The sequence below is a fragment of the Salmonella sp. SG203 genome (assembly GCF_013350575.1).
Taxonomy (GTDB): Bacteria; Pseudomonadota; Gammaproteobacteria; order Enterobacterales; family Enterobacteriaceae; genus Salmonella; species Salmonella enterica.
This window is the reverse complement of the sequence record NZ_SNMT01000025.1, coordinates 39,984-66,236: the sequence shown is the minus strand read 5'-3', so window position 1 is coordinate 66,236 and position 26,253 is coordinate 39,984. Positions and strand designations below refer to the sequence as shown.

The window sequence follows — 26,253 nt, the reverse complement described above, 5'->3', positions numbered from 1 at the left end:
CTGACTCACTCGTGAATATTTCTGCAGCGATAATTTTCCGACTATAAATATCGACGATCATATAGAGATAAAAGTGCTGGCCTTTGATCCAGGATGGGATGTAGCTGATGTGTAAGCGGCTCGCCAGAACCGTATTGATATTTACTGAGCGGTCAGATCAACTTTCCAGGGTAACAGATCGCGTACCCGGTTTGCCGGCCAGTCCTGGATATGTTCAATGACGTAACGCAGCCATTTTTCTGGTTCCACATTGTACAGACGGTATGTGCCGATCAGCGAGTACAACACCGCCGCATGTTCGCCACCGCTGTTTGAGCACGCGAAGAGCCAGTTTTTCCGGCCTACGGCCACTCCCCGTAAGGCGTTCTCTGCGATGTTGTTGTCGATTTCCACCCAGCCATTACTGCAGTACACGTTCAGGCCATCCCACTGTTTCAGCAGGTATGCGAACGCTTTTGCCGTATCCGAGTGACGCGACAGTGTTTTCATCTGTTGCTGTATCCAGTCGTACAGTGACTGCATCAGTGGCGCAGCTCTGGCTTTTCTTGCCGCCAGACGCTGTTCTGCTGAACAGCCCCGGAGCTCTGCCTCGATGGCATACAGTTCACCGATACGCTGCAGGGCTTCCGTGGTGATGTCGGTGGGCGCTCTTGCATGTACATCGTGGATTTTCCTTCGGGCATGTGCCATACACGCGGCTTCCGTTATTCTGCCGGATTCGTATAACGCCCGGTAACCACTGTAAGCATCGGCCTGAAGCACACCGCTGTAACCGGCCAGATGATTCTGTGGATGGATGCCTTTCCGGTCCGGGCTGTACGCGAACCAGACCGCCGGGGGCATCTGTGAACCGGCGTTACTGTCATCACGGACGTAGACCCACAACCTGGCTGTCCGGGTTTTACCACTACCCGGCTCCTGGACCGGAACGGGGATATCATCGGCATGTACCTTACCGGGCATCAGCACATACTGGCACAGGACGTCATACAGTGGCTCCAGCAGTTCAGCAACGGCACCGGTCCAGCGACCCAGCGTGGCACGGCTCAGTTCCACGCCCTGGCGACGGTATATTTCTGACTGGCGGTATAATGGCAGATGGTCTGCATACTTCCCGGTGACAACATGAGCCAGAAGCCCCGCTCCGGCATAACTGCGTGCAATGGGTTTTGAAGGCGCCGGCGCCTGCACGATATGGTCACAACGGCAACAGGCCAGTTTCGGACGTTGTGTTTCGATAACCTTAAAGGCGCTGCTGATAAGCTCCAGTTGCTCTGACACATCACATCCCAGAGAACTGAGTTCGCCACCACAGGCCGGGCAGCATTCCTCTTCCGGCCGGATGACCCGGGTTTCACGGGGAAGTGAGGCCGGTAACGGTTTACGGGCTGAAGACTGGCGCAGGGAAGATGGCAGTGCCGGGTCATATTGCTCACCCAGTGTTTCCGCCATTTCCTCCTGAAGTGCGCTGATTCGCTCCTGTGCTTCCTGTATTTGCCGTTCGGTTTTTGCGCGAAGTTTTTCTGAGCTTTTACCGAACTGCATGCGCTGCAGTTTCGCAACCAGCGCCTTCAGCCGGTTGATTTCGGAAGCATAAGCCGCCACCCGCTGTGAGAGCAGGCGGTTGTATTCAGCCATCTGGCGGATGGTGCCCTGTTGCGTCTGCAACAGGGCCCGCAGGCGTGCATTCTCATGAGCAAGTGAGGTGTCCATATCCTCACTTTACAACGGGTTATATACGGATTCCAGTGTGTTCCGTTCGTTTCGGGTGCTTGTCGGGTAAGGACAGTTCATTACTGGACTGTCCTCCCCTAAGAACGGTGCATACCGGTTTCCCGGTACACCGCTCAAGCCTTTATAAGCCCTTTTTGAGAGAGCCGGTTTCACAACTGTGTAACTGTCGATGGCAATTTGGATGTAACAAGACAAGGTTAGATAATTCTTCACCGCCCCCCATCACTTTCTTCACCTTATGGTGTACGTTCCAGCCAGTTTCATGGGTAATGCGCTGCCGGCATATCGGACACAGAGAGCCTTGTAACCTCCATATAGCTAACAACCGTTTCTTTCCCCATATTGCGTTTTCCAGAATATAATCCTGTCTACGCTCGAAATATGATTCCCATTTAGGGTCATATGGAGTAGCGATTGCTTTGATTTTCGTATGGCGTTTTATTGGCGTTGAATCTGCCTTAAACAGGGTGTATTTGCGCTTTGCGTCATCAATGCCGCTGAAAACCCAGTTTCGCATTCCGATAGTTGTGAAATACTTATTCCTGATCCAACGTTTACCTTTCTTTGGATGACGCCTCACACACCACTGCCACACTTTTAACCATATCTGATGATCAACATAGCGGAACATTTTCTTTGCTACTACATGACGATGATAATTTACCCATCCCCGAATGACGGGATTTAGCTGGGATATTAGCAACCATGCAGGAGATGCTTTGTTCCTTTCTATAATTGATCTCACCTTGTGAAGAAAGCTTTTCAGATTCATCCTTGAGGGTTTAATGAGTAACTTACCCTTATATTTCCTGATGTTTTGTCCAAGAAAATCAAAACCCTGTTTGATATTAACGATCTGCGTCTTTTCTGGTGACAATATCAACCCTCGTTCTGCCAGAAAGTCGATAACAACAGGCATCACGTCATTGCGCAGGAGTTCCTGTGTTGCACCAGTGATGATAAAATCGTCTGCATACCGAACCAGATGTATCTTGGCCTTACGGCCATGTACCGTTGTAGATGGAAATCGCCTTTCCAGAGAAGACTGCAAACCATCCAGCGCCATATTAGCCAGTACGGGTGAAGCGCACCCCCCCCCTGAGGCGTTCCGGCCTTCGTGGGATAAAAAGACATTCCTTCACAATAACCAGATTTCAGCCATTTCCGCAGGACCATCTGGTCCATGGGAATATGGGATAACAACCATTCATGGCTGAGGTTATCAAAACATCCCCTGATGTCGCCTTCCAGAATCCACTCCGCTGAAGCTTTTTTGCCACAGGCGTTGAAAACCTGCTCAATAGCATCCGCAGTGCTTCTCATTGGGCGAAAACCATAGCTATGGTGATCAGCCGTGATTTCGGACAGTGGCTCCAGAGCCATCAAATATAATGCCTGCATTGCCCTGTCCTGCATCGTCGGAATCCCCAGTGGTCGGAGTTTTCCGTTTGCCTTGGGAATGTATATCCGCCGCAGCGGGAGTGGATGGTATCCACTCCGTTTGAGCCGGGTAACTGCGGACCACTTAGCTTCGGGATGTTGCCATATTTCGCCATCAACACCCGGAGTTTTACGTCCGGTGTTTTCAGTAACACGTTTAACCGCCAGTGCTTTGGCGGAAAACGAGCGGGTCAACATACGCTGTAGACCTTTAACTTTGCGCCATTGTTGCCCCTGTGTTACCTTCGCAATACGTAACTGCAGCTTCTTCACGTGCCGATGACAGTATCTCCAGTTAATGAGATGCCAGTGCGACCCGCGGGTAGCTGAAGATACACAACAGTGTGTACTCACCTTTCAGAACTCCCTTGTAAGAGGCTTTGCAGTTCTTCCTGCGATTAAAGACCAGACGGAAGTGGGCGTGTTTTCACACCGGGGCAAAGTCTGAACCTCTATCCGAACTATTACCGTTCGGCATTCGCTTTTTCCGTCCTCCTTTACCCGCATACTTCACAGCATTCCTTACGGTTTGCCTGCCTGGTAGGGCAAATATACGGGCTTACCAAGTTCCGCTTAATATACAAATGAACGGGTTAGGTTCCGCCTATCCACCGGTGGCCTTATGCCCATGTATCCCCAAACTGGAGGGAGATAACCAGCCACTCACCTTTTGGTTCAAGCCTGTCAGCATCTTTGGCTTGTCAGGACTAACGATGTTTATCAGCAGTTCACATATGTTAACCATACCGTTCAGCCTGGCTCTCCATCCGCATGATGCTTGCAGATAATCCTTATCTTCACAGATTCGGATCGGGATATCCCGGAGCTACGTTGTTCCGGAGGCTTCAGCCCCTACTGTTACCAGTCTGGTCTGCCCCGGTAGGCTACTGCTAATGGGATAGCAGGTTTTATACAAAATAATGTTAAAACAATATATTAAGCGACTTCTTGTCGCACCCAGTTGATACCTTCAAGAAGCATAGATAACTGAGCCGGAGTAAGGTGCACCTTGCCGTCACGGGTGACTGGCCAGACGAAGCGGCCCCGTTCCAGGCGTTTGGTGAAGAGACACAGTCCGTCACTGTCAGCCCACAGCACTTTTATCTGGTCACCCCGGCGTCCACGGAAGATGAACAGGTGTCCGGAGAACGGGTCATCCTTCAGGACGTTCTGAACTTTTGAGGCTAGGCCGTTAAAGCCATTTCGCATATCGGTGATACCTGCAACCAGCCAGATACGCGAACCTGCAGGGAGAGATATCATCAGTGGCTGCTCCCTTTCATTTCGCGGATAAGTGTCTGTAATAACGCCGGCGTCAGTTTACCTTTAAGCCTGAGAGTTCCTGCCGGCAGAACCAGCTCGCAGCACAGACTGTCGGGCGGTGTATTTATCTGCTCAACCTGCACTGGTGCCGGGATTTTATTGTCCGGCTCCGGCGTTAACGTCACGGGAAGTAGAGATGTTTCAGGTTCGCCGGGCGGCTGCAGGCCGCCGTTACGCCAGAGATGCCGCCAGTTGAAGAGCAGGTTATCGTTGATTCCGTTCTCACGAGCTATTTGTGCGACACAGGCACCGGGTAAAAGAGTTTGCTGAACAAGTCTCCATTTAAACTCCGGTGAAAATCGGTTCCGGCGGGTTTTCTCTGCTTTCACAGGCTGAGTCACTGTCGGGGCTGAAGGATATCGCCCCGGGAAAAGAGCCCGGGCCAGTTGCCCGCAGGAATATTCACCGGAAAGGGGCCAGTCAGTGAATACCTGGTGAAATCGCTTCACCAGAGAAAAAATGGCGGTTTTGCTGACACCCGTCTGCGCAGAAATGCGCGGGTACGACAGTGACTCGTCAAATCTCAGCTGTAGCACACGCAGGATCAATTCCGGATTATCTGCCAGTACCGCCTTTCGTGCATTCATCTTAAATGTCCTTTTACTGCGAAAATGGACATTAGTATCGGAAACAGGAAAGGGAGGCGAAAGACGGTTTAAATGAGACGGTTACAAATGGTCATGTTCTGTGGCACGATGAACTCGCGTCCGGAACGCGCCAGCACCAGGGTAAATTCATCTCCGTCTTTATAGGGTGAGAGGAGGGCCTCAGTCGCACTGAAAAGGATTGTCTGGTCGTACCGGCCGGAGAAGAAGATCTGTCACAGTCCTGCGAAGAAAGTCCGCCAGTGACGACAACGTTATGCCAGACCCGATACCGGAAGTGTTGTGAACAGGCTAGAAGTGACCGTCCAGGCGGTCACCGAACCCGATAATAAAGCGGCTCATCGCCATACGCCAGTCCTTCAGCAGCATCGTCCATTTCTGTGAGGCTGGATTGCCGGCCACACCACTTTTTTCACCGGGTCATCCGTCGGGAACACCCTGCTGACATCATTCCCGGAAAGCCATTCTTCTCTTGCTTCTCCCACCGGGAACAACCGGATCAGCAACTATAACGGTCAGACCCCAGTATCCCCGTCAGTTCTCCTGTTGCTCTTCTTGATGTGGCATTCGCTGATACCGACCTCACCACATCATGTCCGTACAGGCGAAAACCCGCCTGCCCGTATATCCTGTGGCTGAGCAGGGTATCACTCGCTGAGATCACCACCGGCGTCCCAGTGCGGACATGGATTGTCGCCAGCTGTTCTGCCAGCAATTCATGCGCTCTCACTGTAAACACCTCACCGCTGTATTCTGTAAACCCCGCCGTCTGACTCACCGGCAGATACGGTGGATCACAGTAGACTGCACACGATAATCCCGTAAACATCCCTGCCGTCATCATCTTCAGGGTGTCTTCAAAGCCCAGATGGTGAAATGAGACGTGACAACGCTCAGTTTTTCTGGCAAACGCAAGGATCTCCGGCTCCGGAAGATATGCCGCCTTATGACGACCGAAGGGCACGTTAAACTTCCCCTGTTTGTTATACCTGCATATTCCGTTAAAACAGTGCTGATTCAGGTAGATGAAAAGCGCCGATTTCTCCGGCCCGGGCGGTATACGGTTAAATGCATCGCGATTTTCCCGGTAGGCCGCTTCGTTATTACCCTGAAGAAAAAGTTTCTTCAGCCGCTGCACCATTGCCGACGGATTATCCCTGATGTGAATATACACATCAATCAGGTCGGCATTGATATCTGCCAGCAGATACTGGCGGTAATCCGTCCCCAGAAACACGCTGGCTCCACCCACAAATGGCTCCACCAGACACTCCACCTCCTCCGGAGAGGGTAGCCAGCGCTGCAGTCTGTCAAGACTGCGACGTTTACCGCCAGCCCATTTAAGAAAAGGCTGTGACGGCATTCGTCGCCGGGAAGAAATATTTCCTGTTAATACTGTATCCATTAAGACCCTGAATGAACGAAAAACACCAACTTTAGGATATACAGGTGGTTAATTTCAATCTTCCGGAGACGTATTGGTTAATAACTGTTCTCCCTGGAGGTGTCAGCACCAGTAACGACAGTATCTGGCGGGCATGAAAATCGTCCGCATCCCCATAACGGTCAAAGATCGTGGCGTTGACAGACAATGAGAGGGTTCATGTACCTGTTGAGACATGCCTCACTTAACGAGCGCGACCGCCGTGGTCGCGTGAAACACGTACAGCGTACATTTTATTCTCTGATCGGTAAGCAACAGAGAAAACAAATTGATTTACAGGGGTGAAGGTGCCTCCCGGAGTGTCTCCTGCTCAGGAGAAGTCAATGACATATCGCTGCCGGTATGTACATTGATATAGTTGCGATAATATGTATTAGTCGCCCGTCAAAATAAATGGCTAACTGCGACAATGTCAAATTCCAGCTCTGGATCGGCATTGTCCATTTTTCCTGGGCGTTCATAAGCCCCAGATAAAGCAGCTTCAGCAGGCTGTTTTCATTGGGGAATGCACCTTTGGTTTTGGTCAACTTCCTGAACTGTCGGTGGACCGATTCTATGGCATTTGTTGTGTAAATGACTTTGCGGATATTCGACGGATAGCGAAAGTACGCTGACAGATTATCCCATTTTCGTCGCCATGACTGGAGCACCACCGGATACTGCTGGCCCCATTTCGCTTCCAGCTCATCCAGCGCCATTTCTGCCGCTTCTTTCGACACTGCACGGTAAACCGGCTTCAGGTCAGCCATGAACGCTTTATGGTGCTTTGGCGCGACATATTTAATCGAGTTGCGTATCTGATGAATAACGCACAACTGAACCTCTGTCTGTGGATAAATGCTGTTTATCGCCTCCGGGGAGCCAGTCAGTCCGTCCACGCAGGCTATCAGGATGTCTTCAACGCCACGGTTTTGCAGGTCGCTTAATACCGACAGCCAGAAGTTCGCCCCTTCGCTTTCTGACAGATACAGCCCCAGGACTTCTTTTTTGCCTTCCAGGTTCAGTGCCGGCACGGTATAAACCGCCTTGCTCTGGTAGCGACCATCCTCACGGATTTTATAGTGAATGGCGTCCAGCCAGACGAAGGGGTAAACCTTCTCCAGCGGGCGCTGCTGCCACTGTTTTAGCTCAGGGATGACTTTATCGGTGACCGCGCTGATGGTGGCGGCGGAAACGCTGAAGGTATATAAATCTTCAATTTCCCGGCTGATGTCCTGGTAGCTCATGCCCAGCGCGAACAGGCGAATGATCTTACGTTCTATCTCGTCGGACAGCGTGGTCTGATGCTTCTTCACCAGTTGTGGTTCAAAAGTGCCGTTACGATCGCGCGGAGTTGCCAGTTCGAAGCAGCCGGTCGGGGCTTTAATGGTCTTTTTGCCGGAGCCGTTTTTACGGTTGGCTTCCACATCCTGGGCCAGATGGAAATCAAGTTCAGCAGATAGCGCCGCTTCGGTTAACTGCTTGATTAATGGTGTTAAGATGCCATCCTTGCCCGTTAGTGCCTGGCCGGACTGAAGTGCTTTAAGCGCTTTGTCGAAATCGAAGGGCTGGGACATGTGTCATTCCTTTTTGATTGTATATTACTGGAATGACACAGAATTTCTAACACTCCCGTCCCAAAAGAGTTGGTCTGTCAGTACAGGGTTATAACGGGTTTTTTTATGCCGCAGGCGTGAGCGTAACGGGTTAATGTATCGATGCTGGCTTTGGTAATGTTATTTTCCAGGCGGGAAATAACCGGCGGCTTTACCCCCATGCGCTCAGCAACCTGAGCCTTCGTCAGGTTGTCATGCTTGCGCCATTCTGCAAGTAGCTCTCTAAGCCTCTCCTTGCGTTCTTCTTCCTGCCATGCGGCACGATATTCATCGTCCTGCATCCATTCATTATGCAGTTCTTTATGGCTTACTAATTTCATTGAGTACCTCCGCTAACCGACTTTTGGCGAGGTCGATTTCTTTCGCTGGCGTTTTCTGTGACTTTTTTATGAAAACCCGGAGCATGATGATGGTATTGCCTTTATGGTATACCCAGATGCCTCTGGCTATATCCGTACCCATCGTGCGGATCTCAAAAAGTCCATCGCCAAGTGGTTTCGTATCCGGCTCCCGCAACAACCGGGCATCATGCTCCAGTTTACCAATGAGACGGTCAAACTTAACCCGAATTTTAATGGGTAATGCAGTAGCTTCTTCCCTGGCATTTGGGTGATAAACAACGCTAAACATACGGCCCCCTTCCTGAGTAAATATTAACTCATAGGCTAATTAATCACAAGATAAGATTAACTTACAGGCTAATTAACTTGACGATTTCAATCTGGTTACAGCCTGTCAGTATTAGCGTTTGATTTTTGCACTTCACATAATCATTTTCTTTGCATAAGAACACTTATGCGGTGCACAGCATAAGTGTTCCAGAAGCAGATGGATGTACCCGTCATCGCCGGTGTTGGTTTTCATGATCCAGAGAATGTCGCTGGCGTACTGACGTAAGTCGTCCTCAACGAAGGTGCCGGACTCCAGCTTCAGCATATTCAAATCGCAGAGTGCACACAATTCTGCCGGCAAATGGAGCAGCATAAAATCACGTGCGACATCGGGATTTGCCAGGAACTGGCGGAATGTCGCGTCATGGGGTGTACCGGGTTTCTTCTTCATCAGTCCTTGGCTCTGAAAAATGACCCTAAGGTGTTATCACAGCCCGGAAAAAGCTAACATTGGCGGTGAACAAAATAGCCATTCCTTCAGCCCAAGAACAGCCCGAACAGCGGATTCATAAACTAAAAAACATCCCGGAATTTTGATACAGGCTGGCGGGAACAGGGCCTGACTCTCATTATTCAGAATATTGTCGACATATGCGTATCTGTAACAATATCAAGCATCTTATAGATTCTTTTTTTAGCGCCAGTTGAATATCGTCGTTAATACGGCCAGTACAATTCACCTCTATAATATCCGGCTTTCTGGCAAGAATGTTAAGTGTGTACAACTCTCCATTAAGCATGGCATGTTTTGTAAATGACTGGTTTGCAAATAACTCACACCCTTTTATCAAACGGCGTTTCTGGAATGATTGCCAGAACAACATATTAAACCGTGATGCCGGGCGAATATAAAATATCAGCTGGTCCAGAAAATGCTCCAACAGGGATCAGTTTCGTAATGCCCTGGATTTTAACAGCCGGCTTCCCAATAGCAGGAACATCACTACAGCAAACATCGTTGCCAGGCACTCAGTATGTAAAGAATATTAACATTACCTGATTTATCAAGGCGCCAGCCCCCGCTCAGAGCGGCGACCGGTATCGCCAGATAAGAGAGCAGTCGGGTAACGGACACGACCCGGCTCAGAATATAATTGGGTGTGATTTTCAGTCGGTAGGTAAAAAATGTGACAACAATGACAGACTGTACCAGGCAGGATACCCCCCAGATTAACAAGAATAGAAGCACATCCGTATCATCAGTGTGACAGCTACGGCGGCCATCCTTCCAGTCATCGGTTCGTCTGAGAATGACGTGCAACTGCGCACGCGACACCCGGAGACAACGGCTGACGAAGCTTACTCCACATCCCCGGGCAATAAGGGCGCGTGCGCTCTTTTAATATTCCGTCATAATGCACCGGCATATTTTACCCAGTCTTCCAGTTTCAGCCCCGGCACCCGCTCAAACTCTCTCACATTATTCGTCACCAGAATGGCCCCCACCGCCATCGCATGCCCGGCGATCGCCGTGTCGTTCGGGCCTGTTGGCGTGCCAGTCTGGCGCAGCGCCACTTTAATCTCCGTGGTGGCGTCCACTGCAGCGCGGTCCCAGGGCAGAATGGCATCGAGGCGGGCGCAGAACGCGTCAACCAGCGCAATATGACGCGGTGAGGCTTTCGGGCCGGTGGCGCCGAAACGCATCTCCGCATAGGTGATAGCCGACACGACAATGCGGTGGTTACGCAGCACCGCCTGCTCCAGACGTTTGATCACTGCGGCGGGCTGCTCACGCATGATGAATGAGCAGATGCAGGTATCGAGCATGTAAATTCGTTCCCGGGTCTTTTTCACAGGTCAAATCGTCCTTCGTCGCTGACAACGTCCTCACGCTCCACCATAAAGTCCGCATCGGCTTTTTCCAGCTCTGCAAACGAGCCCCAGGTCGGCCGGACAGGACGCAATATAATGCTGTCCCCTTCCCGGACGATCTCCAGCTCGCTGACGCCGTCAAAATCCAGATCGCGGGGTAAGCGAATGGCACGGTTATTGCCATTTTTAAAAATGGATACAGTTCGCATGTTTTCCTCCTGGCCGGATGGCCTTTATGCCTGTGCTCAGTATAGGCAGATGTCAGGCATATGTATAGGTCATAAATATGCATATGCTAAGGGTATGCGTATGTTTACCATATGCAGATGCCAGGCATATGGATAGGTTAAGCCTATGTCTGGTTCTCTCTTTTTTCGCAGAGATCCGAAAAAAGTAAGTCCCGGATCTTCCTGTCTCACTCCGGCGCTCTGCGGCCAGGAAACACAACATGTGTCACTACATCAGCGTCCTCCCTTCTGTATGTTGTGTTAACCCCTCTTTATCGGACCCGGTTCGCAGGGGCGAAAAAGCGCGCTTCGTTTATTCCGTGCGCGTGCCACACTTCCGGAAAATCGTCATAATCCGGAAAACCGGATCATACCGGATCGTGGATACGGTAATTGCGCCGTGAAACTGTCACCCTTTTTATTATCTGTAAAAATCCATCCATGAAGTCATAACGACTCATTACGGGTTTTTTTATTTATGGACTGAAACTGAGTATTCAGTGATATATTTATTACCTGAAATGCAGTCGCTACAGTTTATCTGACTTATGGTGTATTCATGGCAAAGATACAGGCAAGGAATGTGGACGATGCGCTGTTTGCGCGCATTGAGCAGTCAGCAATGAAAAATGAACGGTCAGTCGAAGGTGAGATCCGCCTCGCGCTGGCCACACTCTACCCGGCAGCCGATCCTTCACAGAACATTGTGCCGCTGTCGATGCGCGATCGCTGGCAGCAGGAAACCGGACAGCGTCTGCGGTGGCTCCTGCAGCGCCTGAACGAGGACGGCTTCGGTACCCGGGCGCGCACCGGCGATGTCAGAGTGGGAGATTATGTGCGTCTCGGTGACCAGCTGAGAACCAGCCCCGGCCTGCTGATGGATATTGCTGAAGGACGCGCGGAAATGACGCCGGAAATGGCCGACGCGCTGCATCGCTGGTGCGGTGCCAGCGGAGACTGGCTGCTCAGTGGTGAGGGAGAATCGTTTCCGGTGGTGAAACTCGGAACCTACTCCGGCGTCAGCTGGCAGGAATTCTTTTTCCCGGACGACGATGACCGGTATGTGTTTGAGTTCATCCGCATCGAGGGTGGCCGGCACGACGGTACCCTGCTGATCCTGCGCCGGCATGAACACTCCGGGCGCGTCACCACCGGTCTGGTGACAGAAGCATTTTACCTCGGGGCCGGGATGGGGAATGGCGGCTATGGCAATCTGAAAAACTTTTTGCTGTTCCTGAAACAGCACGGTGGTTCCCTGGTCATGAATGCGTATCAGTTCATGCCCCCGGAGCCGGATTTTGATTTCTGGTCAGTGATGGGAAGGCATCACCCGGTCTGGTTCCGCGACATCAACCGCTGTTCGCCCTCCCGCTGGCTGCAGCAACTGCTCAGTGGTGAAGATCCGGGAGAATGGTTTGCCGGTGGCTGGTCACCGATCCTGCAGGAGGTGGCGAAGACTGCCGCCGGAGAACCACGTGCTCCTGCCGGACAGGCAGATCCTGACGGGGAGAAATGAATGAGGATTTCAGAAGCCCTGAAACAGGTCGGCTGTATCCGGAGCTGCTGGCGCCACGCTGCCAGACTGGAAGGCACTCCTCCCCCCGATGTGCCGGACGGCCTGGTGCTGGAAACTCCCGGGGGACAGGGCGACACACCGCTTTGTCATGTGGATTTTGTGGTGGCGCAGAAGTGGCTGGTCTGTGCGGAAACATTGACGCAGACCGTCGGGGGAACGGAGTTAGGCGGGGCGGTCTGGCGTCTTATGACGGACACTGAGTCGCACCTGGCGGCATCCGGGCCGGACAACGGAGAACGGGATGAACAGTAACCTGCCGGTACAAAAGGCGGCATTTTCGTCACAGGTTCAACCCGTCCATCTGCCGGTGGCTGTTGATTATCCGGCCGCACTGGCCCTGCGGCAGATGGCTCTGGTACAGGACGAACTGCCGAAATACCTGCTGGCACCGGAAGTCAGCGCCCTGCTTCACTATGTGCCGGATCTGCACCGCAAAATGCTGCTGGCCACCCTCTGGAACACCGGAGCGCGCATCAACGAAGCGCTGGCGCTTACCCGGGGGGATTTTTCCCTGGCGCCACCGTATCCGTTCGTACAACTGGCCACCCTGAAACAGCGGGCGGAAAAAGCGTCCAGAACGGCTGGGCGGATGCCGTCCGGCAGCCAGCTTCACCGCCTGGTGCCACTCTCCGATAACCAGTATGTCAGCCAGCTGCAGATGATGGTGGCCACGCTGAAAATCCCGCTGGAACGTCGTAACAGACGTACCGGAAGAACGGAGAAGGCACGCATCTGGGAGATCACCGACCGGACGGTCCGTACCTGGATTGGGGAGGCGGTTGAGGCAGCAGCGACTGACGGCGTGACGTTCTCAGTACCGGTGACGCCGCATACGTTCCGCCACAGTTACGCCATGCATATGTTATATGCAGGTATACCGCTGAAAGTTCTGCAGTCGCTGATGGGCCACAAGTCTGTGAGCTCGACGGAAGTGTATACTAAGGTGTTTGCGCTTGATGTTGCCGCACGGCACCGGGTGCAGTTTCAGATGCCGGAAAATGAGGCGGTGGCCATGCTGAAAGGAGAGATGTGAGAGCTGATGCCCCTGACATTCCTGTGTGGACCTTGGGCTATTTATTATTGCCGGAAAGATATGGTCTGCACATCCTCTCCGGATCCTGTCTTGTTCTGGTATCGCTTTGTGTGTTGTCATGTTTCGTTTATTTCGAATAATCGAAACATGGCAGTCTTCTCAGTCCCGCCCCGTTACCTTATTCGTACCCCTTATAATGGGGTGTTAGCCAGCCAGACCCGGCATGATTACAGCCCCCAGTCGTCCATGATCCGGGGGGTGATGTCACCGGGTCTGGTGGGGCGCTGGTAACCGCTAATAGGGGCCAGGTCAGGCACATTTGCCGGGACCGTCTGTAACGTGGATGCCGGTACCTGCTCCCCGTGGTTATCTGGTTAACCCATATACAAGGGAGACAGAATGACCGAATCCAGCGATTACGAATCAGTTCAGATCTTTATTGGCGTTGATGTCGGTAAAGATACACATCACGCCGTTGCCGTTAATCGTTCAGGTAAGCGACTGTTCGATAAAGCATTACCCAACGACGAAGCCAAACTCAGGTCGCTGATATCTGACCTGAAACAGCATGGTCAGATACTGCTGGTCGTTGACCAGCCTGCCACCATCGGTGCATTACCCGTCGCGGTTGCCCGCTCTGAAGGCATCCTTGTCGGATAGCTACCTGGCCTGGCAATGCGCCGCATCGCCGACTTACACGCCGGTGAAGCCAAAACCGATGCCCGTGATGCGGCCATCATCGCCGAAGCTGCCCGTACGGCGTCATAAATATGCTTGACAACTTAATAGGGGCCCCCCCTCTGACCGGGACTATCAAAAATCGGTCCGCCGGAAATCCGGGTGAAGCTGTATCTGGCAGCGTTGTGTGGTCTGAAATTTAACCCATTACGGTTATGCCTGAGAAGTAAGGCAAAAAAGTGTGCCACTGGTGCACTGATGAAAAAGCTCGTGCACTGGTGCTATTGTGCACTGAAAACACAAAAACCGTTTGATACGGACTGTTTGTCTTCAGATGCGCGTAGCGCATGTAAGACGGCATGATGTTGTTTTATTAAGCACTGTAGATGAAGCCGACAGGTCACGACGTAGCCGCGCTAACAGGAAGGTAATGCTGACAGTACTCAGGAGACTCCACACCTAAATTAAAGCGTTTTTTCCTGACAGAAATCGCTGAGAAGTCATTCGCTGCTTGTGGGATGAAAATAAAAAAGGTTCTGTCGGTAAGGGTAATATTTCCACTATTGTCCAGGTTGTGCCCGGCAGTTGTATAAAACTACTGGTTCGCCCGCCATCGGTTCAGGGTGATTCTGTGGATGTGGCAGATAAGGTCTCCTGGTCGGTCTCCGGCAAAACGATTACCGCCACCAACCCGACGCCGTTTTACATGAATATCAGTCAGGCCTCCTTTAACGGAAAAAATCTGACGATGGATAAAAGCTATATTCCGCCTTTTTCTGATGAAAAATATCCGTTACCCGGAAATGAAATAAAAGGCACCGTTAAATGGTCAGTTATCGGGGATTATGGCGAAACGCGTGAAAAAACATTTTCAGTAAAATAACTGCGGTGTTATTCCATTTGACTGTATTTTCTGGCAGTGCTGGTAATTTTATCTTTAATCTGCTTTTCACCGATATCTGAATGACAAATATCCGGTAACGTCTGTGCCGGATATAACAGGTAATAAGGGACCGGAACGTTGAAATATTCCATTCTGGCTTTATATGTCAGCGCTGCATTATTGCCGCTGACGGCGTCTGCACGCACATGGACGTTTGACCCTGCGCTGGTTGATGGCGGGAAAGGAACGGTGGATGTTTCCCTGTTTAATGAAGGGCTGCTGCTACTTCAGAAACGCCGGAATCGGGGGAAACTCGTTTTTCCCCGATTACCGGGGTTGGACAACGACGCCTGCGGCGGAGGCGTCAGGATAAATTGTTATTGCCTTTCCTGGTGGTGGCACGATCATGACGCTCCATCCCGGCCAGAATCAGCGCGACCGCTTTCTCCAAGTTGGGGAAGTGGCCGGGTAGCTGGCACAGTGCCACCTGACAACAGATCGCAGCCAGACATATGGGATTCTCCGTTCTGAGGTTGCTTCCCGAAAAAATTAAATCACGCCTGCGGCTTTCCGGCAGCTTTATCAATAGCCTTCAGCAGGGTTTCCTGTCCCGCACCGCCCGGTATCACCGTCACGTTCTTCTCCGTGGCGCCCTTAACCGGCATCACAATCAACGCCGGCGTGCCCTGCAGCGCAAGCGTCTGTGCCAGTTTGTTATTGGCATCCAGTATGCTCTTCGTGTTCACATCTCCGCCCCTGATTTTATGCCCTTTCAGGTCTGCAGCAGCCACACTGCTGATATCTTCACTGGTGAGTGCGCCTTCATAATGGCCGGTGGCAAAAATACCGTTGTGATACGCAAGCCACACATCCGCCCCCGCTGATTTCCAGATTTTCAGCCCCTTCTGTGCGGCTTTCAGCGAGTTCTCCCACCGCGACGCAAATATGGGCCAGGATTTAAACACATAGCGTACCTGCGGCCTGGCTTTCATCACTGCCTCCAGCTCAGGGGCTTCCTGAGAGCAGACGACGCACTGATAATCAAACAGCTCCACAAGCACCACTTTCGCATCTGCCGGCCCGTATGACGGATTGTCCCTGTCATTCACCAGCGCGTCCTGGTTCGCCAGGACTGCCGCCGTCATGGCCTTAATCTGTCTGTCCTGCTGCTGAGTCTGCAGCTTCTGACTCACCTGTATCAGAATATCCGGATGTGCCAGCAGGTAATCTGCCGCCACCTGCCCGATACGGGCTTCCTGCTCCGGGGTGAAAACCCCGCCGGTTTGCCCGTCTGCGGACGGGGTCGTTCCTGCGGCCATCACCTGACCGGATAAAAGCACCAGCCCCGCCAGGGCTGACAGTGTGATTCGGGGGTATGTCATGGGGTTTTCTCCCGTTAAAATTGCCGGTTCCGTCCGTCTGAGGGAAAAAACCGTGCTGAGGAATACCGGTGAGCGTAACGGAGGCAGCCATGCCTGATCAACCGGGATCAGGCACAGATACACGGGGTACTGTCAGCCGGTCATGCCGCGGTGCTTTTCTGTCTGACACGCTCTGTGCTGACCACCCGGAAAACACCCTGTGTGTCCTGGCAGAACGCGGTGCTGCGCCGGGTATTGCTGATTTTTCCTTTTATACACAGGCGTTGTTTCATTTTTCTGTTACTGACCATAATGCCACCTCATTTTTTTGCGTCATACGATTTTAATATCCGGTAAAGTTCATCCTTTATATACAGTTTCTTTTTTTTCAGCATTTCCGTTTCTGCATCCCCGAAACCGGAAATCATTTCCCGCTGTTTTATTTCAGCATCCAGCGCGTTGTGCTTATGAAAAAGCCCGGCAAAATGTGCATCCTCGTTTTTCAGGCGTGATATCAGCGTTCTGTATTCCGGAAACATAATCCCTCCACAGGTGGTAACGTTATTTCCTCTTTAATACAGGCACAGGGAAAATGTAAAGCATCCGGGCAGGATATTATGTACCGGAATATTACCGTGGCACGCTCACTACCTGACGAACTGCCACACGCTGGCTGGCACTTTGTCATACAGACGGTTCATCGTCAGCTCAGCCAGACGGTGGTCTGCTGCGGAGTTGAACATTTCCAGCTCATCATCCGACAGTTTGTAACGGTTAGATTCAGCCACTCTCTCCAGAGTTTCTTTATTACTGCATCTTCTCAGCTGAAACAGCCAGTCAGATTTACTTTTCATCGTTATCCTTTTATCCGTATATGCTTATTTCTGTAAATAACAACCAGATTAATTTATACTCTGTCGCAGGGTGGAATAACAGCCCGGTTAAAATAATTTTCCGGATATTTAACCTGTTTTACACTTCTGCGGGCATGCACCACCAGCATAATTACTTTCCTGCCCTGCGGATTGTCCGCATGGGACCGCCTGGCTGCCAGTGAAACGTCCTGTCGTCACTCCCCGGCTTTTTATGCTTCCGGTAAGGACGGGTCTGCGGGGTGTTTTTCCCCGGAGAGGCAATATATTCATCCCTGATACGTTTACGTTCCGCCGCGCCCGGCGGATGTCCGTTCTCTTCCTCCGCCTGCCAGTACAGGGACTCCAGCACAAAACGTTCATATTCACTCAGTAATGATAATTTTTCTGTCCGGCTCATACCGGTATCCTCCTCTGCGGGATTCCATTCAACAGGTTACCGCACAGTCTGCACGGCTGCATGAACCAGTCGGAACCTGCGTATTCACTACAGAATGGTATCAGACTCATTCTGACCGGAGGTGTCATTCTGTCTCCGGCGCTTCAGACTGATGTATCCAGACATTGCATAGCACTTCCGGAGCGGACTCACGCGACGAGAAAACAAACCGACCGTGGCTTTCCAGAAAGCATCTGACTTCCGGTATATTCCGCCAGCGGCTGAGAAACAGAAAAAAAGCCGGCCCCGGGATGCTGCGGGTCCGCCACCGCCGCCCCTGATAATATCTGTACCACATACCGGGAGGAATAGTGGCAAATCTTTCGGTATAACATTCAGTGACCGCCTCCACCCCCGGCAGGGAACTGATATCCATCTCCCCGATGGTCAGCAGACTGCGGCGCGGGTTATCAGCGAGCAGCAGTTCCACGGTAATCAGCATGATGATTTTTTGGGAGGACCACCGTCAGCGGGGTACCTTCTGAACCTCTTCTGTGCATGGATACCCATTCGTTTCTGCGTGTCAGACGCCGCCTGGCATATATCACCAAAGCGCTCTGCCGTCGGTTCAGGCTTTCTGGCATTTTCCAGACACTGACTGCGACGGGCAGCCAGCCAGGCCCGTTCCTCACTGTCACGGCACCGGTCCAGCACGTCCAGCCAGCGTCTCGCCGCCCGGCGGTAAAGACCCGCCGCCTCCAGCGCCTCCGCCACGGCGTCCCTGCCCGCCGGGTGTTCTTCGTTTTCTTTTCGTCCCATAGCAGCCCTCCCGCGCATGACATATGTAACATTATTCCGCCGTCGCCCGGACGCGGATCGAGGAGTAAAAATAACACGCATGAACCGGCGGCATGCCCCACCCTGTGACCAGATGAGAGAAAAAGGTGACCGTCATCAGACCAAAAACATCATCGTGACGTTCCCGTTCAAACACCACATCTTCTCCGCTACCGTACCATGCAATATACAGAAGCAGCCCGTCCAGCGTGTTCCGGCTGTCCACAAAATACGCCCGGGCCAGCGCCGTCAGTTTTTCTTCACTACTGACCGTAACGCCCCACTCCCGCATGTCAGCAGTGAATGAGCGCAGTACCGCCAGCGCCTTATGGCCGGTCACATCCGTCGTCTTGTGCATCCCCGTATCCTCAGCACGGTGTGGTATTCTTCAGCAAGAATATAAACCACATTACCAGCAAGGCTAATAAGCATAAAATATAATCACGGCAGATTCAGGAGAGCAAGCCCACCCGCCCCGCATGGCACCTGTTTTTGTGTAAAAAAGATACTGGTTTATCACTTCACCGGAGGAGGGAGCTGGCCATCAGCACCGGACCACTGACCCCGCAAGAAAAAGCCCGTCTGGAAGACCGGATTGCCCTGTGGGTTTTCAGGAAAAAACAGCCTGTGACTGCCGCCGAAATTGCCAGGTATTTTGACCTGCATATCCATACTGCCCGGCTGCTTGTCCACGCCATTATGCGCCGTGCTGACGGCACCCTCTGCAGGCTGGAAGGTCGCTATGTCCGCAACCCTGTGAGCAAACGAAAACGGCAGGTGAAATACTTCAGCGTACTCAGCCTGCCGGATACAGTTCGTCGTTCAGGGGCTGAACATAAAGATACGGGCTGACACCTCAGTTTCCCTGCCGGTGGATGATAGCCTTTTTCCCCCGGCACTGGCGCGCCCTTTCCCGGGCAAACAGCCTCCACTGCGGATGGGGCGCCCGGTTCGCGGTCTGCTGCCAGGCACGGGCGGCGGCAGCATAGTCCCCCGCCATTTCCAGCCGGAGTGCCTCACGTCCCCGGCTCTGGTGCTGCCGGAGGGCGGCAGACGTCACGCCCTGCAGGAGGCCTTCCTGTTTCATCCGCTCACTCATTATCCCCTGCCCCTCCGGTTCAGACCGTCTGCGCCAGCACCGCACGGAGTTCCGCTTTTCTGGCGTTCTGCGCCCGGACCTTTGCCAGTCGCGCCAGCGCGTACTGTTCTTCCTCCACTGTGATATGCTCCGTCACATACCCTTCCGTGTCATACCGGCAGGCCCCGGCTTTCATCGCGCTGAGATACGCTTCAGAACGGGCAATCGCTTTCAGCGCACGGATTATCTTTTTGTGTGACAGCGGGATACCGCGTCTGGCGGCATCCTCAAACAGCGCCTCACGCACGCCACAGGCGAAAAGACGGGGCGTGTCGCCGTCAAACAGCCCCGGCCACCAGGGCTTCAGGGTATCCACCGCCTCTTCCGGGGTCGGCAGTCTCAGATACACGGAAAGAGCCTGCTTCGCCTGCGCTTTTTTCGCGGCCAGTTCTGCTTCCCGGGCCGCTTTCTCTGCCAGTTTTTGCTTCTTCACCTTCCACTTCGGCGGCGTGGTGACGTTAATCACGGTCTTCCGGCTGCGGACGGGTGCGTCACCCTCCGTCCTGCGTTTCAGCGTCAGTACCGGTCGTTTCTGGTCTGCCATATTCATTCTGCATTACCGCCTCATCCTGTCCGGACAAAAGATATCACATCCGGCTACAGTGCCAGAATGCCCAGTACGGCCAGATGACAGGTGTAGAATACCGGGAAAAAATCAGCCGGCCAGAACCGGGGCAGGGATTTGCCTGTCAGTGACACCAGCCATACCGCCACCCCGGTCACCAGAAGTCCTGCCACCGCCGCCACATCGCTGGTGTCCAGATTCAGCGCAGGGATGGCGGCCGCAAGCGACAGGCGCTCTTCAGCATCCCCAGCCCGGTACAGCCGGTAACAGATGACCAGCATCAGCACGCCGGCAATTCCGTAGCTGGTTCCGGACAGGGGTATCCACACCGTCAGCAGTAACAGCGCGGCCGCAGAGAGAAACAGGCTGCGCTGTTCGCACCATTTCAGCGCCTGCGCGGCCACCGCAAAGGCAAACAGAATATTCCCTTCATACCACGGGAACCCCGCCAGAAAGTACCCGGACTGTGCGATGACCGCCCACCCCCACAGCCGGTTAATCGCAGACTGACGGATATGCGTATGCCGGGACAGGTTCAGCCCCCACACCAGGGCAAACAGCGGAAACGCTCCCCGCCCCGCCAGAAACAGCCACTCCTGGTTCAGGTGCAGGATACGGTTAACATGGTCCAGTACCATCAGCAGCATCGCCACGGTTTTGATGATATCCCGCTGTCCCGGTGACCAGGCCAGAAGTCGCAGCAACCGGGTATCCACCCGGGCCGACCGCGAATCGTTACGAGTGGCGTTCTCCATTGTCATACCTTCTCCTCAGTCTCCACCCGGGGTTTTCTCTTTCTGCAGGTCACGCACCATATCCCGCTCCATCTGTTGCAGGCGCTCCTGCAGCAGATTTTCCCGTGCCACTTCCCGGACAGCATCCCGCTCCCGCTGTGGTTCACGCAGCATACTTTCCGGCAGCGCGGCTTCCCGTTCCGGGGTGACAGACCGGTCACGTTCCTGCCCGGCAATCTCCCTGACAGCCAGCTCTGTTTTCCCGTCCGGCAGGTCAGGTTTATCCTCTGCCATTTTACGGACAATCTCATCCGCCCGGCGTTCCGTTTCACGGCGGATGGCCTCTTCTGCCTGCCGCTGTGCCAGCACCTCCGCCGTGACCGGTTCACCGTTTCCGGCACCCGGCTGGACGCTGTTATCCGGGATATCCCCCCACACCCGGCCGCCGGTCATGGCGCCGGGGTTCCACGGACGGCCTTCACCGGCAATTCTCACCACCACGCCGCTGTCAGGGTTATCGCGGGCAATCCGGACGCCATCCTGCATGCTGTCAGCCAGCAGGCTTTCGCCGTTCCGGCTGCCCTGCAGGGCCACAAACTGCGCCTCTTCACTGCCTTTCACCCGACCTTCCCCGCTGAAGCCCCGCAGCCCGGCACCGTCATCCGTTGTCAGCGGGTTCAGCCAGATACCGGCGGATTTACCGTTACGGTCAAACGCCGGCAGCGCCACATACGGCTGCGGATACTTGCGCCCCGGTGTAATAAAACGCGCCCGGCTGTCTCCCTGCGCCAGTCCGGCGTTGCGCAGCACGGCACGACCGGCGGCCACGTCCCGCAGCTCCCGGGCGGTGCTGAACAGGCGTTCTGCGTTCATCATCTCACGCTCTGATTTCGGCTCCAGCACGTCATGGGCCGTGCCCTTTTGCTCCGCACTGTTGATGGCCTTAACCCAGCCCTGACGGTCGTCGGTGTACACCTGTACATGCTGCTTCATACGCGACAGCGCCACATACGCCGACTCAAAACCCGCCATCTGTTTCCGGCCCCCTTCGGTTCCCTCCAGCGCAATGGCAAACGTCTCACTGGCCCCCTGCGCACCGTGCGCCGTGATGGCATACGCCAGGTCAATATGCTGCTCTGCCCTGTCCAGCCCGGGACGCACCACGCGGGTCTGTTTCCCGTCTGACAGCGTGACGCTGTCACCGGAAACCCCCGTCACCGTCCAGACGCTGTTGGCCACATACCCGCGCTCCGGGTCGCTTTTCGTGAAGCGCATCCGGTCGCCGGTGCCCACCCGGATGGTCTCCGGCTTATACAGGGTGACGCCTTCCGCAGAAGCTTCCCGGGGAGAAATCAGCCGGGTGTTACCCTCCTTATCTTCCAGGGTAATCAGCCCGTCCTCCTTACTGATACCGGCAATCCGGTGATACACATTATCCACCAGGGCCAGCGCCCCCTGATGCGCCTCCCAGGTGGACAGACGGCGCAGTTCCCCGTCGCGGATGTTCGCCGTTGTCAGCACCGGGATATCTGCCTGCTGTTCACCCAGCTCTCCGGCTTTCTCCCGCACATCATGGATCATACTGTTCAGCACCCGACGGTCCTCATTCAGATGCGTGACAATCAGCGTCCGCTCCCGGGCTTCCGGCGTTCTGCCGGTATAGTCCCGAACAATGGCCTCATACAGCGTCACGGGCACATCCGGAAAGGCTTCGCCCTTTTTCTCCGCCTCCTGTGCGGCTTTCGCCAGTTCCTGCTCCTGCAGACGGCTGAACTCCGTCACCGAGTTTTCCGGTGCCCATGCCCCCTCCAGGCGGGGAACCTGAACCGGCTTCACGTTTTCAAGCCCGGACAGTGCCTTATTCACATCCCGGTTAATCAGGCTGTACACGGCCTCCCGCAGCGCCGGCGTCTGACGCACAATCTCCTTCATGATGGCCACATCGGCTGCACTGCGCGTCTGCTGCAGACGGAAGGGCTGGCCGGGAGCGATGGCCTGCAGCTGGTCCGTGTCACCACTGGCCACGGCACGACCACCACCGGCCGCAATCAGGGCGTAAGCCCGCGCCATATCGGTGTTGCCCACCATCGAGCTCTCATCGAGCAGGAACAGCGTGTTACTGAAATCCGGTGTTTCACCGCTGCGCTGCTGCAACTGCGTGTCATGCAGGAAGGACGCCAGCGTCTGTGCCTCCACGCCGGCACTTCGCATCTCCCCGACCGCACGGTGTGTGGGGCCAAGCCCCACGACACGGGGGCGTTCGCCTTCCGGCAGAATGTTCACGGCAGACATCACCGCCCGGAACTGGGTGGTTTTCCCCACACCGGCATACCCCTGCACCACGGTGAAACGGTCTTTCGTTTCGAGTATCATACGGGTGGCGGCACGCTGTCCGGACGTCAGAGTCTCCATGAGTTCGCCGGGTACCCTCTCCATCAGTGGCGTGACCGCCTCCTTGCCCTCAAGGATATGATGCAGAATACTCTTTTCAGCCTCATACGACGCACGGGAAATCAGCAGGTCTGTACCATAACCTTTTGCCACATCCACATGCAGTAAATCGCCCCGTTTTATCTGCGCATCAATTTCCCGTCCCAGGTCAGCAAAACCGGTTCCCTCTGCAGCAAACGACTTCACCTCCGTCAGCAGATCCACCTGACTGAATGCCAGGTTTTTACTTTCCACCACCGGAATGGCCAGATGAATGGCCTGCTGTGCCGGCGTATGCAGCCCGGCTTTCTGCAGGCTGATGGCGGTTTCCAGCGATGTTTCACCGGCACGCGCCTTTATCTGTGATGACACGACAGTAAAAGACGGATGACGGGAAAGTTTTTCAGCGGTACGGACCTCATCCAGTGAGGAATACAGTCGAACGTCACGACCACTGCGGGCCAGACCGTTCAGGGTGGCGGTGTCCATCGCCATCTGTGTGACGGAGGCAAAAACTTTCGCACTGTCACTGACGGAATGCCCGGGCGTTTCCACCCAGCCGCTCTCCAGCTTCAGTGCCGTGAACGGTGAGTCGCCCACAGGCAGGGAGGCCGGTTCAGCCCGCCCCGGCACGACAACCGTCATCGTGTCCTCACTGACGGACGACACCTGCAGGCGGTCACCGCCGGAGACGCGAAGGCCGGGAATTTTTCCCGTCACTCTCAGGCGCTCACCGTCTGCCACCGCCATCTTCTCCGGCCGGAACAGCGACCAGCTGCTGTCCAGGGAAGAAATACGCACCACCTGTGTTTCGCCCTGCGCATCCCGCAGGGTCAGACTGTTACTCTGCGCCGTCACCCGGTCTATAACATAGCGGTCATGACGGCGTGTCTCCGGGCTCCACTGCTCCATCACCATCCCTTCACGGTACATATCCCGCAGATAACGGCTCCGGCTGTCCAGCCAGACCGGTGACAGGGCGGTCATGGTTACTTCCGCCTGTCCGAGCACACCCTGTGTTTTCAGCTCACTGCGAATGACCTGTGTCAGTATGGCCTGTTCCCGTACCCCGCTGACCTGTGCCACGCTCTCTTCTCCGGCTTTCACGCTGTCCACAAAATCCCCGGCCAGCCGGGCATAGCGGGCATTCCTGTCAGGTTCACTGATGATGGTGGCCGGTCGCTGCTCTCCGCCCTGCCAGCGATACGTGTTCACCCCGGCATCTTTCATGGCCATCAGTACGCTGCCGGTACCGGTACGCTGGCCACTGTCAGTGATGAGCACCTGAACGTTATGACGCGCCGCACCATCCAGCAGGGTTAACGTCTCCTTCAGGGACAGCTTTTCTCCCTGGTCGACGATAACGGTACTGCCCGGCGTGAAGGCCAGACTCTCCTGCAGCTGACGACGCCCGGTTATCAGTTCCCCGGTCAGACGTTCATCCTGTTTCAGGTTCATCTGTGAACGGCGGTCGGCGGCAATAATCTGCACCTCACGCCCCTGCTCCCGGGCCATCATCGCCAGCTCTGCCACCCGTTCACGCTGCCCGGCGGCGCCACCCTGACCTGAAATAATGGCCAGTGACGGACGGTCCTGCGCCAGAACACTGACCGCATCGCTGTATCCGGCAGTCCGGGGAACGCTTTTCTCCGGATGCACGGTCACCCGGTTCTGTTTCATGATGTCACGGCTGAGAGAGCGGACCGACAGCTCATCGAGCACATGAATCCCGGACGTGAACAGCCCCTTCTCACGGTCAAGAGGGATGAGTTGCTCACGGCTGATGGCCTCATCAATGCCTGCGCGTGCCCGCTCAATCACACCATTTTCCGGCGGCAGTATGCCGACCGTTCTGGCCAGCACGTCCGTGTACGTAAACTGTACTTTTCGTTCACTTAAACCGGCAATGGCCTGCGTCACCGCCTGCTGCACATCCGGTCCGTCCGGTGAAACAGACTCCTGCGCCTGCATACGGGTCTCCGCCCGTTGATCCGCTGATTCACGATACGCCCGGATATCGAACCCGGTGTCCTTCAGTGTCTGCATCCACTCGGCCATTCTGACTTCCGGATCGACGTGCTGTTTGGATTTTCGCGTATCCAGTGCCGCCACATCCCGGGATTTCAGCGAGGCATCCTCCCCGACGGCCTCCCGGATGGTCTGCGAGCGTCCGGAAAAGGCCTCCACCGGCACGCCCGGCATTTCCCACATACCGTGCTTACCGACCACTTCAGTTTCATAGCCCAGCGCCTCAACCTGCTCTTTCAGCTTTTCCCGGTAGAGCCTGCCAAAGGCAATCTGATTAGCGTACACATTCTCAATGAACCCCGTTTTCCCCACTTTGTCACTGCTCAGTGTCTTCCACTCGCCGTTATGCTGCGTGACATTGGCCACCACCGCATGCGTGTGTAACTGTGGTTCCTGATCGCGACTGGTGTCGTGATTAAAAAGCGCCATCACCAGATTACCGGTCAGCAGCGTTTCTGACTGCCCGTCCGTCATCACCCGTGTGGAGGCCAGCGCCTCCACCTGACGGACAGCAAAATCCACGGCCTGGTTATGCGCTTCAATAAGACGCTTATCGCCCCCCAACATTGCCATCATGGACACGCTTTTAGGCGCTGAGAACGTCAGATCGTAGCCGGGGCGATGCTTATTACTGCCATCCTGCATACGGCTTAAATCCGCCCCGTCCGGCAGCTTCCCTTCCAGAAGACGGGTAAAGACATCCTTATCCACACTCCCCTGTAGCCCCAGCTGTTCTGCCCCTTTGCCGGCCCAGCGTTCCTCCATGCTGCCCAGCACATAGTAATTATCCCTGTCGGTGTAATAGTTTCCGGCACTCCCGGCGGATCTGACCTGCGCAATACTCATCATAAATGTATATCCCTTTGACATATCCCATCACAAAAACCA

25 protein-coding genes and 7 pseudogenes are annotated in these 26,253 nt (G+C 54.4%); 7 read left to right on the top strand and 25 right to left on the bottom strand.

Annotated features, from left to right (window positions below; all coding sequences use genetic code 11):
• Window positions 1-141: 141 nt before the first annotated feature.
• From HV477_RS23740 to vapB, 13 genes and pseudogenes are all read right to left on the bottom strand, one after another.
• Entirely contained in the window at window positions 142-1,713 is a 1,572-nt protein-coding gene (locus tag HV477_RS23740) for an IS66 family transposase (protein WP_175065467.1), read from the bottom strand.
• A gap of 142 nt (window positions 1,714-1,855) precedes the next feature.
• Window positions 1,856-3,528 (bottom strand): annotated as a pseudogene (ltrA, locus tag HV477_RS28625) (group II intron reverse transcriptase/maturase).
• Between the two features lie 582 nt (window positions 3,529-4,110).
• Entirely contained in the window at window positions 4,111-4,437 is a 327-nt protein-coding gene (gene tnpB, locus HV477_RS23730) for an IS66 family insertion sequence element accessory protein TnpB (protein WP_175065466.1), read from the bottom strand.
• Window positions 4,437-5,084 carry an IS66-like element accessory protein TnpA gene (gene tnpA / locus HV477_RS23725; RefSeq protein WP_175065465.1) on the bottom strand — a complete coding sequence of 216 codons (648 nt, stop codon included), beginning with the start codon at window positions 5,082-5,084 and terminating at the stop codon, window positions 4,437-4,439. The genes tnpB and tnpA overlap by 1 nt, the downstream gene beginning before the upstream one ends.
• 86 nt (window positions 5,085-5,170) lie before the next feature.
• Window positions 5,171-5,245, bottom strand: a pseudogene (locus HV477_RS28620) (hypothetical protein); the annotation flags it as partial.
• Between the two features lie 356 nt (window positions 5,246-5,601).
• Window positions 5,602-6,507: a Dam family site-specific DNA-(adenine-N6)-methyltransferase gene (locus tag HV477_RS23715; protein WP_254621703.1), complete on the bottom strand. Its 906-nt coding sequence runs from the start codon at window positions 6,505-6,507 to the stop codon at window positions 5,602-5,604.
• Window positions 6,508-6,866: 359 nt separating this feature from the next.
• Window positions 6,867-8,102 carry an IS256 family transposase gene (locus HV477_RS23710; protein WP_175065464.1) on the bottom strand — a complete coding sequence of 412 codons (1,236 nt, stop codon included), beginning with the start codon at window positions 8,100-8,102 and terminating at the stop codon, window positions 6,867-6,869.
• Between the two features lie 77 nt (window positions 8,103-8,179).
• Window positions 8,180-8,461, bottom strand: coding sequence for a helix-turn-helix transcriptional regulator (locus HV477_RS23705; protein ID WP_154074259.1), 282 nt, complete (start codon window positions 8,459-8,461; stop codon window positions 8,180-8,182).
• Window positions 8,442-8,771, bottom strand: coding sequence for a type II toxin-antitoxin system RelE/ParE family toxin (locus tag HV477_RS23700; protein ID WP_080861456.1), 330 nt, complete (start codon window positions 8,769-8,771; stop codon window positions 8,442-8,444). The genes HV477_RS23705 and HV477_RS23700 overlap by 20 nt, the downstream gene beginning before the upstream one ends.
• 183 nt (window positions 8,772-8,954) lie before the next feature.
• Window positions 8,955-9,203: pseudogene (locus tag HV477_RS23695) on the bottom strand (Rpn family recombination-promoting nuclease/putative transposase); the annotation flags it as partial.
• Between the two features lie 792 nt (window positions 9,204-9,995).
• Window positions 9,996-10,148, bottom strand: a pseudogene (locus HV477_RS29090) (IS3 family transposase); the annotation flags it as partial.
• Between the two features lie 14 nt (window positions 10,149-10,162).
• Window positions 10,163-10,579: a type II toxin-antitoxin system VapC family toxin gene (locus HV477_RS23690; protein WP_175065471.1), complete on the bottom strand. Its 417-nt coding sequence runs from the start codon at window positions 10,577-10,579 to the stop codon at window positions 10,163-10,165.
• Between the two features lie 23 nt (window positions 10,580-10,602).
• A complete protein-coding gene (vapB, locus tag HV477_RS23685; protein WP_154074260.1) occupies window positions 10,603-10,833 on the bottom strand; it encodes a type II toxin-antitoxin system VapB family antitoxin in 231 nt (76 codons plus the stop codon).
• Window positions 10,834-11,410: 577 nt separating this feature from the next.
• Between vapB and HV477_RS23680 the strand changes: the two genes are divergently transcribed.
• From HV477_RS23680 to HV477_RS23660, 5 genes and pseudogenes are all read left to right on the top strand, one after another.
• On the top strand, window positions 11,411-12,367 hold the full coding sequence (locus HV477_RS23680) for a hypothetical protein (protein WP_175065463.1): 957 nt from the start codon (window positions 11,411-11,413) through the stop codon (window positions 12,365-12,367).
• The gene (locus tag HV477_RS23675) at window positions 12,368-12,679 is read left to right on the top strand and encodes a cytoplasmic protein (RefSeq protein WP_154074273.1); all 312 of its coding nucleotides are present in this window, start codon (window positions 12,368-12,370) and stop codon (window positions 12,677-12,679) included.
• Window positions 12,669-13,460 carry a site-specific integrase gene (locus HV477_RS23670; RefSeq protein WP_175065462.1) on the top strand — a complete coding sequence of 264 codons (792 nt, stop codon included), beginning with the start codon at window positions 12,669-12,671 and terminating at the stop codon, window positions 13,458-13,460. The genes HV477_RS23675 and HV477_RS23670 overlap by 11 nt, the downstream gene beginning before the upstream one ends.
• Window positions 13,461-13,859: 399 nt before the next feature.
• Window positions 13,860-14,219, top strand: a pseudogene (locus tag HV477_RS23665) (IS110 family transposase); the annotation flags it as partial.
• 430 nt (window positions 14,220-14,649) lie between these two features.
• Complete coding sequence (locus HV477_RS23660; protein WP_175065461.1) at window positions 14,650-15,021, top strand: molecular chaperone; 372 nt, start codon at window positions 14,650-14,652, stop codon at window positions 15,019-15,021.
• Between the two features lie 683 nt (window positions 15,022-15,704).
• On the opposite strand, the pseudogene HV477_RS28610 reads toward HV477_RS23660, so the two are convergent.
• Both HV477_RS28610 and HV477_RS28605 read right to left on the bottom strand, forming a co-directional pair.
• A pseudogene (locus HV477_RS28610) lies at window positions 15,705-16,166 on the bottom strand (thioredoxin domain-containing protein); the annotation flags it as partial.
• 27 nt (window positions 16,167-16,193) lie between these two features.
• Window positions 16,194-16,340: pseudogene (locus HV477_RS28605) on the bottom strand (DsbA family protein); the annotation flags it as partial.
• Window positions 16,341-16,492: 152 nt separating this feature from the next.
• On the opposite strand from HV477_RS28605, the gene HV477_RS23650 reads away from it, so the two are divergent.
• The gene (locus HV477_RS23650) at window positions 16,493-16,729 is read left to right on the top strand and encodes a hypothetical protein (protein WP_175065417.1); all 237 of its coding nucleotides are present in this window, start codon (window positions 16,493-16,495) and stop codon (window positions 16,727-16,729) included.
• Here the strand turns inward: HV477_RS23650 and HV477_RS23645 are convergent.
• The 6 genes from HV477_RS23645 to HV477_RS23620 form a co-directional block, all read right to left on the bottom strand.
• Window positions 16,703-16,921 (bottom strand): YdcH family protein, encoded by a 219-nt coding sequence (locus HV477_RS23645; protein WP_154074277.1) that lies wholly within the window; start codon window positions 16,919-16,921, stop codon window positions 16,703-16,705. The two genes, HV477_RS23650 and HV477_RS23645, sit on opposite strands and share 27 nt — an antisense overlap.
• A 108-nt stretch (window positions 16,922-17,029) precedes the next feature.
• Window positions 17,030-17,236 (bottom strand): hemolysin expression modulator Hha, encoded by a 207-nt coding sequence (gene hha, locus HV477_RS23640; protein WP_175065459.1) that lies wholly within the window; start codon window positions 17,234-17,236, stop codon window positions 17,030-17,032.
• 151 nt (window positions 17,237-17,387) lie between these two features.
• Window positions 17,388-17,654, bottom strand: a complete 267-nt coding sequence (locus HV477_RS23635; protein WP_154074279.1) for a hypothetical protein — start codon at window positions 17,652-17,654, stop codon at window positions 17,388-17,390.
• Window positions 17,655-17,778: 124 nt separating this feature from the next.
• Window positions 17,779-18,135 (bottom strand): hypothetical protein, encoded by a 357-nt coding sequence (locus HV477_RS23630; RefSeq protein WP_175065458.1) that lies wholly within the window; start codon window positions 18,133-18,135, stop codon window positions 17,779-17,781.
• The gene (locus HV477_RS23625; protein WP_175065457.1) at window positions 18,129-18,452 is read right to left on the bottom strand and encodes a PerC family transcriptional regulator; all 324 of its coding nucleotides are present in this window, start codon (window positions 18,450-18,452) and stop codon (window positions 18,129-18,131) included. Before HV477_RS23625 ends, HV477_RS23630 begins: the two co-directional genes overlap by 7 nt.
• A gap of 31 nt (window positions 18,453-18,483) precedes the next feature.
• On the bottom strand, window positions 18,484-18,828 hold the full coding sequence (locus tag HV477_RS23620; protein WP_175065456.1) for a hypothetical protein: 345 nt from the start codon (window positions 18,826-18,828) through the stop codon (window positions 18,484-18,486).
• Between the two features lie 134 nt (window positions 18,829-18,962).
• Here HV477_RS23620 and HV477_RS23615 point away from each other — a divergent pair, with 134 nt between their 5' ends.
• On the top strand, window positions 18,963-19,322 hold the full coding sequence (locus HV477_RS23615) for a hypothetical protein (protein ID WP_175065455.1): 360 nt from the start codon (window positions 18,963-18,965) through the stop codon (window positions 19,320-19,322).
• A 4-nt stretch (window positions 19,323-19,326) separates the two neighbouring features.
• On the opposite strand, the gene HV477_RS23610 is transcribed toward HV477_RS23615, so the two are convergent.
• Genes HV477_RS23610 through traI form a run of 4 tightly spaced genes read right to left on the bottom strand, consistent with a single transcriptional unit; the run spans window position 19,327 to window position 26,214 of the window.
• Window positions 19,327-19,614 (bottom strand): hypothetical protein, encoded by a 288-nt coding sequence (locus tag HV477_RS23610; RefSeq protein ID WP_309224866.1) that lies wholly within the window; start codon window positions 19,612-19,614, stop codon window positions 19,327-19,329.
• Window positions 19,589-20,152 carry a fertility inhibition protein FinO gene (locus HV477_RS23605; protein WP_175065469.1) on the bottom strand — a complete coding sequence of 188 codons (564 nt, stop codon included), beginning with the start codon at window positions 20,150-20,152 and terminating at the stop codon, window positions 19,589-19,591. The genes HV477_RS23610 and HV477_RS23605 overlap by 26 nt, the downstream gene beginning before the upstream one ends.
• A gap of 53 nt (window positions 20,153-20,205) precedes the next feature.
• Window positions 20,206-20,934: a conjugal transfer pilus acetylase TraX gene (gene traX / locus HV477_RS23600; RefSeq protein ID WP_175065454.1), complete on the bottom strand. Its 729-nt coding sequence runs from the start codon at window positions 20,932-20,934 to the stop codon at window positions 20,206-20,208.
• Between the two features lie 9 nt (window positions 20,935-20,943).
• Entirely contained in the window at window positions 20,944-26,214 is a 5,271-nt protein-coding gene (gene traI, locus HV477_RS23595) for a conjugative transfer relaxase/helicase TraI (protein ID WP_175065453.1), read from the bottom strand.
• Between the last annotated feature and the right edge of the window lie 39 nt (window positions 26,215-26,253).